Below are 10,121 nucleotides of genomic sequence, written 5' to 3'. Positions count from 1 at the left end.
CGTCGCTTAGTATTAGTAGCAGAAAAATTTTAATATAAAAATAAGTGAAGGCATGAAAATAAATAAATTAACAAAGGAGGAAAAAGCAGAAGGGTTAACCCTTGATCTTGTGAACAAGGTCAACCTTAGAAAAAAATGCTCCCCTGTCATGTTTAAGGCCGGGGATGAACCGGTAGGTATTATGGAGTGCTCGACAGGCTATTGGGTACATACAAGTGACGGGTATCTCCGTGATGATAAAGGCGCTTTGATTGTTTTCGGTATCCGTGAATGCCAGATTGCACGTGCCAGATACCTCATGTATCACGGAGAAGAGGAAAAGAGACTGGAGGCTGAACTGGTTCTTGAACAGCGAAAGCGAAAGATACAAGAGAAGCTTGATGTCTTCAAAAAGAATATTGAGGATATTAGGCAATACACAATTGAAGGGTCTACCACGAATGTGTTTGCTAAAATCCTTGAATCCGCAATGTCCGTAGAACAACGCATCTTTGTAAAGGCCGAGAACGAAAGAAAGGTCAACAATCTTCCACAGATGGAAGCCCAATACGATTGGCTTACGTCGGAGTTCGAGAAAGGAAATTACAATCTCCTGTTGGATATTATGGGCATAGAGAAAATTCCTAATCCCGTAACATTTAAACTGGATAACGAGGATGATATGCGCATGTTGAAGAACGCTTTCGGGAAACAAGCTATTGACGAGGCTCAAGGAGATGTAAATAAGTTGTATGCCCGATTGAAAGTCGAGCAGATGTATAATGTTTAAGAAATAACGAATATGGATTACGACTGTGATTACTGCGTTCATCAAGTAATGAATGAAAAAACAGAAGAGGAGTTTTGCGATGTAGGTAGAACTCCTCCAGAGTACGAGAGATGTAAAGGGCTTGAATATTATGAAAGTGGTTGTTCGGAAAAACCGAACGACCAGAAAAAATACACCGGCAAAATTTGCGGCAACTGTGATGCTTACTGTGAGTGTGGCTTAGGTCCGGACCCGGCGAAGCATGATGATGTTGCCTGCCCTGGATTTGATGATAGTGTATTAAGTCAATTAAAGAAATAGCTCAAATCACGGAAAATATGAACTTTTTTCATGCCTCCCCAAAAATGACATCTGAATAGAACGGCAAGGCCGAGCAGCTACAACTACCCGGCCTTTGTAAACTCTTTTGCTTTCAGACTATAAAAAGCACTACAAATATAGTGCTTATTTATTAATTTTCAAAGTACTATTTATTATGACTGCTTTAAAAATTGATTTTTCAGCTTATGCAGGAATGTCACTACAAAGCGAGTATATGCGTAGTCTTCCTGTTTGTAGTTTTGTTCAGTTCGCAACGATATTTTTGCAAAAGAATCCAAGAGCAAAAAGTCGTTTATCTCTCAAATCAGCACTGATGAACTTTATCAGGTTTCAGGACGAATATAAAGAGTCCTACAATACTGATGAGATTGGAAAGGAGCTTTTGGACGATTTTGCTAACTACCTGCATATTAAACAGAAATTGAAAATAAATACAGTCAAAGGATTAATCCAACGAATGAAGTACTTTCTAAAGAAAGCGCAGATGAATGGATGGGCTGTAGACAATTCCTATACAGATGTCAGAATAAGAAATGAAGACCTATTCTTTATCTATCTTTCAGAAAGGGATATTGCCCGAATATATTACTTTGACGGCTTGACCGAAAGAGAAAAGGAATTACGGGATTTATTCATTCTGGGGTGCATGACTGGACAAAGGTTTTCTGATTATTCCCACATAACAATAAATAACATTGTCGGTGATAATATCAGGATGCTTACCCAAAAGACAAAAGCAAAAGTGTGTATTCCCATTACAAAGTATGTAAAGGAAATATTTGCAAAATATAATAACTGTCTGCCAAAAGCCTGTTGCATTCAGTATTTTAACAAAGTAATAAAAGACATTTGTCGTAAAACAGGGATGACCGAGATGATAACCTATGAAAGGGAGATTGCCGGTGAAATAAAAACAATCATGGTCCCTAAATACAGACTTATCACCTCTCATACCGCCAGGAGAACATTTATCACCAATATGATTAAGAACAATATCCAGGAATCCAAAATTATGGGATGCACTGGACATAAATCAAGAGAATGTATGAATAGATATAATCAGATGACTTTGGAAGAGAATGCCCGCTCACTGGCCGGAAATGGATATTTAGATTGAGATATTAACAACGAGGGTATGATACATCTAACATACCCTCATAAAACAAAATTATCATGAACTACGTATTGGGCTGCTATGAAGCCGGATTAAAAGAAAATCAAATTGATAGTTGGGAGAAAATAGATGAAGAAACAAACAGCCTTGTTTCTGTCCTGACTTATATTGTTTTGTTCGTCAACGACCAAGTGTATAACTATTCCCTATCGCTTGAGGAGGAGTTAAAGAAAAGTCCCTTCTACCGATTTAAGATAAAAAAGCTGTTTAACGATATAGAGAAAGAGGTAGGCAAGTATAACAAAAATATTTTCAGGATTGCAAATGTCAACGCTGAGGTTTTGGCGAATATAACCCTGTCAATGGAAGAAGATATTAAACCACATATTGATAATTACTACTACACAATCAGCCAAGTTCTGCTCAATCATGGCATATCTGGAGAGCGAAACCGGCTATCATCTTTGGCTTGTGTTATCAATATGCTATCTCAAACATCCCGTATATCGATTAACGATTTCGGCGATGTTATATCTAAAAGATTTCATATAGCCAATAATCCGCTCGAATATCTAAATCTGGATAAGATAGAAAGACTCTCCGATCTACTATCAAGTGAGATAGGAGAAAGCAAGGAAAAGATAAATTTGAATGAGATACCATCTATTCATGCAGCTTTCAGGGCTTTATTTAATAATCTGATGAAACCAGAAGTGTTTGAAAAAGCATTTCATCCTAATCAAAGCTATTCGGAAGAATAGCAGAAAAATATAATCAAATAGCATATAATAATGAAACATAAAACTCATCACCAACATCTGGCCGAAGAAAAAGAGAACGCATTATCTGCTTTGAAAAAAGCTAAAGACATCGAAAAAGATAAAGTAGCAATATATCTTCAAGACAATTTTCATACAATACTCTTGGTTAACCGTTCCAAAGCAAAAAAGAAAATAGAAGAACTAAAGAAACAAGGGAAAATTATCAAGCGTATTTTATAATTTACAACGTACTGTTTCAAGTTGTAGCTATTTCTTTCGTATATAAATAATTGTAACATGAAACAGTCTGTGAATTTAAAAATGTACAATCGTTTTTTTGGAGGCAAGAAAAAGATTGATACGGTAGTGCAGGAAGATAAGACCTTTTTCAGGGACAACTCAATCCTGATGGAAGCCTATAACGCATGGGAGAGTTTGAGGAATTTCCGCAGAGACTCGGAAAGATATTCAATGTATGTTTTTGGAGATCAATGGGGCGATAAGGTTGAGACAAAAGACGGCACAATCAAAGAATCTACTTATATAAAGAATCAAGGCAAAATCCCATTGAAAAACAATCGAGTTCGTCCTTTGATTCGTACTGTTTTAGGACAATTTTCCTCTTCTCAAACCGAACCTGTTTGTGTCGCCCGAGATAGAGATGAGCAAAAGCTCGGAGAGATGATGAGTGCAACAATACAATACGGCTATCAGAAAAATAAACTATGGGAATTGGATCGTCGCAATCTCGAAGTTTTTTTGATTACCGGTGCAGCATTCTTTCGGACCTACTACGGATGGAGTGACGAATATTGCATGATGGACGTTTGGACGGACACGGTTAATTACAATAGAGCGTTCTTTGACACTCACATGGAGGATTATCGCCATTGGGATTGTTCCTTAATTGGAGAAATACATGACATTTCATTAAATGAGATCTTGTCAAAATTTGCAGACGGATCACGTGAAAAAGCCTTTTATCTAAAGGATATCTATCGTTCACATCGAAGTGATGAAATCTCTAACATAATTGAGAACCTGCATTCGCGAAGGTTTACAGAGATGGACTTTTTCATTCCGGAAGACATAGCCAGGTGTCGGGTTATAGAGGTATGGAGAAAGGAATCCAAAGAACGCTTACGAGTTCATGACCGGCTCACCGGAGAATGGTATAAAGTCGAGATTGAGGAAGAAGAAAATCTAAAACGCACCAATGAGCAAAGAATCAAAGAACAAACTGAAATGGGTGTCCAAGAAGAGGACATGAAGCTTTTAGAATACCAATGGTTTGTTGATCGGTATTGGTACTATCGCTTCTTATCTCCATTCGGAGACGTTCTAAAAGAAGGAGAAACCCCATATTGGCACAAGTCTCATCCCTACTCTTTCAAACTATACCCATTCTTCAATGGTGAAGTACATTCTTTTGTCTCGGAATTTATTGACCAGCAAAGATATATCAATCGCCTTATCACAATGCAGGACTTCATCATGAGTGCAGCAGCAAAAGGTGTATTAATGTTTCCTGAAGATTGCCTTCCAGACAATATGAAAATGGAAGATATAGCAGAAGAATGGGTCTCATATAATGGGGTAATATTGTATAAATCTAAACCAGGAATAGACCCACCGCACCAAGTTATTGCAAATACTTCGCAAACGGGTATATACGACATGCTTCGCATACAATTACAACTTCTCGAAGATGTCTCTGGAGTATCTGGGGCATTACAAGGGCAAAAGCCTAATTCAGGAACTCCAGCATCATTATATGCACAGCAATCTCAAAACTCATCCATAAACTTAATTGACATCATGGAGTCCTACAGGCAACTAAGAGAGGATCGTGATACCAAGATGATGAAACTGCAGCAGCAATTCTATACAGATACCAGATATCTGAATATTGTAGGTGGGAATTATAGTGAAGAAGCTAAAATCTTCAATCCGGAAAAAGTAAGAAATATTGAATTTGATTTATCTTTGACCGAAAGTACTTCTACCCCAGCCTATCGAATGCTTCAAAATGATATATTGATGCAACTATTCCAGACCGGAGCTGTTACTGTGGAAGAAATGTTGGAAAATGGAGCGTTCCCGTTTGCAGATAGGTTACTTCAAAGCATAAAATCCAGGCAGCAGCAAATGCAGGAAAATCAGAATAAGTTATCTAAACTTCAACAGCCTTCAGGATCCGTAACCGCTCCTGTCCCCGATGATATTTTTGCCCAAATTAAATCACAATCTAACCCCATTTTAAAATGAAAAAGTTGACAATACCCATGTCCGGGATAAATAGAAGCACAGATGATGCAATTGCTATAGATGGACAATGCATGGAACTAATCAATGCTCGACTCAAAAACGGATCTATAGAACCTGTAGGACACCCAATTCTTGAAAAAACTTTTACCAGCGGATTGAGACCTGTTTACATACACAAAAACGGTATATACGAACATGTCATTACCTATAGCCAGGAAGGAGATTTAATTTATGACAGCAATAGGACAGATAACGGATATATAAGCAAGAATATCATAATACACAATATTCCGAATATTAGAGAAGTTCAAAGCGTTGGAAATACTCTTGTTGTAACCACAGTATCTGCCACCCATTATATTCTGTTCAGTGGTACTGTGTATAAATATCTTGGCGAAAAACCAGAAATGCCAGTCATTAACTTCTTTTTATCTAACGAAGGATTGGAAAAAAGCGAAAACAATGTTACACTTGTAGACCGAATAAAAGTAGAACTATCCTCTTATAATCAATTTGAAAACGGCAATATTGATGTAGTAACTAATGCCATGAATGGATCTGTTTCAAAATTAGTTAGCAAGGTGAATAAAGATGGTTACCTTTGTTATCCAATTTTTGTACGATACGCGCTAAAATTGTACGATGGATCCCACATAATGCATAGTGCCCCCCTACTACTTATGACCCCCTACATGAATCCAGTTTCAACCTATATATATCAGAATTTGACCAATTCAGATGACTCTTGGATAAATTGGAAAGATGGATATATGACAGGATTTAAGTTCGAATCCATCGTGTCTAAATGCCGACTATCATATGAGGCTTTCACTACTGAACTAACAAACTGGAAAGACATTATAACATCCATAGATATCTTTATATCTAAACCTATTAATACTGTAAATCTTAATTCTCCAATCGAAGACTTTTATTGCGGGGATCAGGGAAGCCCAGCAAGTCATGACCCTTATCTTGACATTAATTTAAACACATACAATCAAGGAGAAATAAAGGATAAAGCCTTAAATGTTTCGGTGTTCTATAAAGTTCATTCAATTGATATAAAACCTTATGTTGGCGCAACTAAAATTCAAGACGAAAAAGTATTAGAGAATTTGGAACAAAACGAAACCCTATCAGACGACCCTTTTTCACACAACAGACTAACGGGTGGTAGTTTTATCTATAATTCTAAACTGCATTTGTATAATATCCAAGAATCACTCTACGAAGGATATCCGCTTGATATCTTCCAAATTAAAAGTCAATATTGGGGAGAGACGCCTGCTGCCATTAATGGGTCAGGAACAACCCATGTATACATCAAGACTGATTCCGGAGAGAAAATCACATCATCATCTTTTAGACTCCATAATAGCTACGGATTAATACCATTCATTTGCTATCCAGATAGTAGAGCTACCAAAATTATTATAAGAATAACAGCCTCTGGAAAAACTTATCAAAAAACATTCATGCTTACCAGCCATCCTTTTTTAAATCTTGCATATAATATACATGACAATTATGTGCACGCGCTGACCTTGGATGATTTTTCTGACGCTGTAACTGCAAAAGATTCAGAAGATGCTTTAGTTAAGCGACCTAACATTCTGAAAGTATCAGAAGTAAATAACCCATTTATTTTCCCTTCCGATCATACTTATTCTGTTTCTAACCGTGAAATCATAGGATTAGCGGTTGTAACAAATGCTCTTTCTACCGGTCAGTTTGGTCAGTTCCCATTGTATGTATTTACCGGAGAAGGTATATATGCATTGTCTACTGGTATCGGTGATATTGCATATCAAAATGCTTTTCCTGTTACAAGAGATTGCTGCAATAACCCACAATCCATTGTCTCTACCGATAATTCCGTTGTTTTCTCCACAGAAAGAGGTCTGATGATTTTATCCGGATCAACCGTTGCTACAATTTCAGATAAAATAGAAGGATTCCTGCCGTCTTCTATAGACAGTTCTCCTATTATAAAAAAAATAGCCACAGTTGCAGGACTCGAAAACACACTGTCATCGATTGAATTTATATATTATCTGAAAGATGCATGCATAGGATATAATTATGAAGATAAAGAAGTTATTGTCTCAAATACCACTTACGGATATTCGTATGTGTACGGTTTAACATCAGGAGAATGGCATAAAATATCTATCGCCATTTCTGGATTTCTTAATTCTTACCCTCAATGTTTTGCCGTTCTTTCTGATCATGGGATGTATAATATGTACAATCAACATCGTACAGTTAATAAAATTCTACTTCTGACACGTCCGATTAAATTCGGATCAATCACCTATAAAAGAATACTTCAGTCGGCAATTAGGGGGGTTATCAGACCTTCCCAATCCAATCTCTATTTTCGCGGAGAATCTGTTAAATTTAGGGACCAAGAAATATCCATCTTTAGCAATTGTGGGGTCTATGTCTTAGGAAGCAACGATGCTGAACACTTCACACTTATTTCTGGAAGAGAAAAGATTGAAGACGTTCGCGACCTGATAACAAAGATGAATAAAACTCATGCATTCAAATACTTCATGTTTTGTGTTGCTGGAGGCGTCCGAACAGACGTCTCGCTGAACTATATAGAAGTCTTGGCCGATGAAACCTATCAAAACAGATTAAGATAACTAAAAACCCATTTGTCGCACCGGTCTTTTAGTAGGGATTATTCGCATATTGAACAATGTCCTTATATTGTCCAATATGCGAACACCTTGCATACTATAAAAATCCACTTCGTCCGGCTTTGTAATCTTAAACCACCGATAACAGACTTCATTCATAAGAAACTGCATTATATCCTTTTCAATCACTTGTTTTTTCGATATATCGAAGGTCTCAGGAACATCAAAGAAAATACTTCCAGACTTCAAAGAAGGTCTATATGCCGCAAAAGAAGAAAACAGTTGAAGAATAGACTCATCATATAGACTCCCAATTATATTTTCTTCATCTTCAGTAGAAGCTATATTATCAAACTTTCCTTCTACCTGTTTTCCTGTATAGCCAGTGATTTTATTTACCTCTGACAAAACTTCTATTCGATTAATTGTACAAAATAAATCCATATTATTTTTTAGGTGCAAGATAGAAATTGATTTACAACTTTATGTGATGTAAAATTACAAACTTTTATTAAATACCAAGCAGCGATAATATTATAACAAATTTATTTTCAATATATTATAAAATAATCAATTCGGTCACTGTAAAGTACAATCACTTTTCTTGACCATCCAATACATAAGCATAAAAAAGCAAGCGTCCGGAATAATCACTACCCCGGACGCTTTAACCTTAACTATGGCTGTCTAATGACAGCACGACAAAGGTAGGGAATATAATGTGCCTACCTATTTATTTTTGTATGTTGTTCGGCATGAGAAAGGTAAATATTATAAATCTAATCTTCATAGTTTAAATAAAAACATTATATTTGCTTTATAATCAACTCTTAAATTTCTGAAGTTATGAAAAATTATATCTATGTACTAGTTTTGCTTGTCTTTTGTTTTTCATGTAAAAGTAAAGACATAAGTGCCATAGAAAAAGCTGAAGTTATATCACTCGCAGGGACCTCATGGGTAGAAAAAGGACAAATATCAGCTCTTCCTGAAGTCTATTTTGAAAACAAAATAAAATTCAAGGATAAGAAAAATGCGACAATAACCTACTGGAACACAGCCCGTACTCCTGCCTCATATTCTCATACTTACAAACAAGATGGATTAAAGGCAACGTTATATCAGTCAGAAATTAGGCCAATGTATGAAATTAAAATAAAAAGCAATAACGTATTAGAGTTTGTTTCTTTAGATTACCCAAATTCAGTTCATCTATATACAAGGGTAACATCAGAGAAATAATTATTATACAAAAAGAGCACCTGAGAGTAATACTCAGATGCTCTTTACTTTAACTATGAAAAAATAATTCGTTTCCTTAAATTGTCTTCGTTACAAACTCACGGTCTCAACTATTCCAATTTAAGAGAAATATCATAGACTTCACCATTTAATTTAAATTTGAAATGTTCATCATCTCGACTAATTATTTCAGGCTTACCGTAATCAAACTCTTTATGATGATTAGGACATAAGATGAGTATATTATTAGGAAGTTCATTTCCTCTATTTTTTTTAGGATCAATGTGTGCCCCTTCTATATAGAAACCACCATCCGCTTTAGGTATCTGAATTTTACACATTTGACAACGATAGCCTCGCAAATATTTTAATTGAGATATAGTTTTATTATCCCTTTTATAAGTTGTTGCATTAATAGTCACAGATACTGGGTCTGAAACCTTCAACTCCTTTAATTCTTGAATCACTTTCTGACGTCCATCTTCTGCAACAAAATTATCAAGAATAGCCTGTTCTAAATCATTATCAATTTCTTGTTCTTTAATCCTCGTCTTATATTTCGTAACAAGTTTCCAAAAACCTTTCCTCTTAAAATCCCTGAGACTTTCATAATACACCAAATGTTGCTGTAATGCGTATAGAGCCCACGACAATTTATCCTCTCCAAAATCTATAAATATTCTATCTAAAAAATACTCCGTTGCCGAAATGCTCATTGTTGATTCATAGCATTTTCCTACCAACATATTACTTAATGAACCTATATAGCGAGAGGCTGTTGTCTTATTCATTCCAAGCTTTACTAAATTTTCAACAGCTGTTTTTCTTACTCTACGTTTCAGGTGAAATTCAATCGCTTCTTCTAAAATAAATGGAAATAAATCCTTCGTTACCTTCTTTCTATTTTGCGACATAGTTCTTAATATTAGTAGGTTAAACATTTTTACACTGCAAATATAACAAAAACTGCCCCACCTTCACAGGCAGAGCAGCTT

Annotated in this window: 10 protein-coding genes; 8 read left to right on the top strand and 2 right to left on the bottom strand. The window is 35.9% G+C overall.

All coding sequences use genetic code 11. The annotated features are described in order from the left end of the window. The first annotated feature begins 52 nt into the window (after nt 1–52). The 7 genes from DW103_RS17405 (at nt 53) to DW103_RS17375 (ending at nt 7,887) form a co-directional block, all read left to right on the top strand. Nucleotides 53–769, top strand: coding sequence for a hypothetical protein (locus tag DW103_RS17405; RefSeq protein WP_122278483.1), 717 nt, complete (start codon nt 53–55; stop codon nt 767–769). A gap of 12 nt (nt 770–781) precedes the next feature. Beyond that, entirely contained in the window at nt 782–1,069 is a 288-nt protein-coding gene (locus tag DW103_RS17400) for a hypothetical protein (RefSeq protein WP_147381242.1), read from the top strand. A 106-nt stretch (nt 1,070–1,175) separates the two neighbouring features. Next, nucleotides 1,176–2,207: a phage integrase SAM-like domain-containing protein gene (locus tag DW103_RS17395; protein ID WP_233545728.1), complete on the top strand. Its 1,032-nt coding sequence runs from the start codon at nt 1,176–1,178 to the stop codon at nt 2,205–2,207. Nucleotides 2,208–2,263: 56 nt separating this feature from the next. Beyond that, on the top strand, nt 2,264–2,965 hold the full coding sequence (locus DW103_RS17390; protein WP_122278477.1) for a hypothetical protein: 702 nt from the start codon (nt 2,264–2,266) through the stop codon (nt 2,963–2,965). Nucleotides 2,966–2,995: 30 nt separating this feature from the next. Beyond that, entirely contained in the window at nt 2,996–3,205 is a 210-nt protein-coding gene (locus DW103_RS17385) for a hypothetical protein (RefSeq protein WP_122278475.1), read from the top strand. A 57-nt stretch (nt 3,206–3,262) separates the two neighbouring features. Next, nucleotides 3,263–5,233 (top strand): hypothetical protein, encoded by a 1,971-nt coding sequence (locus DW103_RS17380; protein WP_122278473.1) that lies wholly within the window; start codon nt 3,263–3,265, stop codon nt 5,231–5,233. Further along, nucleotides 5,230–7,887 (top strand): hypothetical protein, encoded by a 2,658-nt coding sequence (locus DW103_RS17375; protein WP_122278471.1) that lies wholly within the window; start codon nt 5,230–5,232, stop codon nt 7,885–7,887. Before DW103_RS17380 ends, DW103_RS17375 begins: the two co-directional genes overlap by 4 nt. Here DW103_RS17375 and DW103_RS17370 read toward each other — a convergent pair whose 3' ends face one another. Continuing rightward, nucleotides 7,888–8,328, bottom strand: coding sequence for a hypothetical protein (locus DW103_RS17370; protein WP_122278469.1), 441 nt, complete (start codon nt 8,326–8,328; stop codon nt 7,888–7,890). A 402-nt stretch (nt 8,329–8,730) separates the two neighbouring features. On the opposite strand from DW103_RS17370, the gene DW103_RS17365 reads away from it, so the two are divergent. Next, entirely contained in the window at nt 8,731–9,126 is a 396-nt protein-coding gene (locus DW103_RS17365; RefSeq protein ID WP_122278467.1) for a hypothetical protein, read from the top strand. 110 nt (nt 9,127–9,236) lie between these two features. Here DW103_RS17365 and DW103_RS17360 read toward each other — a convergent pair whose 3' ends face one another. Continuing rightward, nucleotides 9,237–10,040: an HNH endonuclease gene (locus tag DW103_RS17360; protein WP_158576709.1), complete on the bottom strand. Its 804-nt coding sequence runs from the start codon at nt 10,038–10,040 to the stop codon at nt 9,237–9,239. Nucleotides 10,041–10,121 lie beyond the last annotated feature (81 nt).

Origin of the sequence: Parabacteroides sp. AM08-6, assembly GCF_003473295.1 — a bacterium.
Taxonomy (GTDB): domain Bacteria; phylum Bacteroidota; class Bacteroidia; order Bacteroidales; family Tannerellaceae; genus Parabacteroides.
This window is presented reverse-complemented; position numbering and strand designations above follow the sequence as displayed.

Coding starts and splice junctions, on each gene's coding strand:
- DW103_RS17380 (WP_122278473.1), top strand. CDS start 3,263: ATGAAACAGTCTGTGAATTTAAAAATGTACAATCGTTTTTTTGGAGGC.
- DW103_RS17405 (WP_122278483.1), top strand. CDS start 53: ATGAAAATAAATAAATTAACAAAGGAGGAAAAAGCAGAAGGGTTAACC.
- DW103_RS17400 (WP_147381242.1), top strand. CDS start 782: ATGGATTACGACTGTGATTACTGCGTTCATCAAGTAATGAATGAAAAA.
- DW103_RS17370 (WP_122278469.1), bottom strand. CDS start 8,328: ATGGATTTATTTTGTACAATTAATCGAATAGAAGTTTTGTCAGAGGTA.
- DW103_RS17360 (WP_158576709.1), bottom strand. CDS start 10,040: ATGTCGCAAAATAGAAAGAAGGTAACGAAGGATTTATTTCCATTTATT.
- DW103_RS17390 (WP_122278477.1), top strand. CDS start 2,264: ATGAACTACGTATTGGGCTGCTATGAAGCCGGATTAAAAGAAAATCAA.
- DW103_RS17385 (WP_122278475.1), top strand. CDS start 2,996: ATGAAACATAAAACTCATCACCAACATCTGGCCGAAGAAAAAGAGAAC.
- DW103_RS17365 (WP_122278467.1), top strand. CDS start 8,731: ATGAAAAATTATATCTATGTACTAGTTTTGCTTGTCTTTTGTTTTTCA.
- DW103_RS17375 (WP_122278471.1), top strand. CDS start 5,230: ATGAAAAAGTTGACAATACCCATGTCCGGGATAAATAGAAGCACAGAT.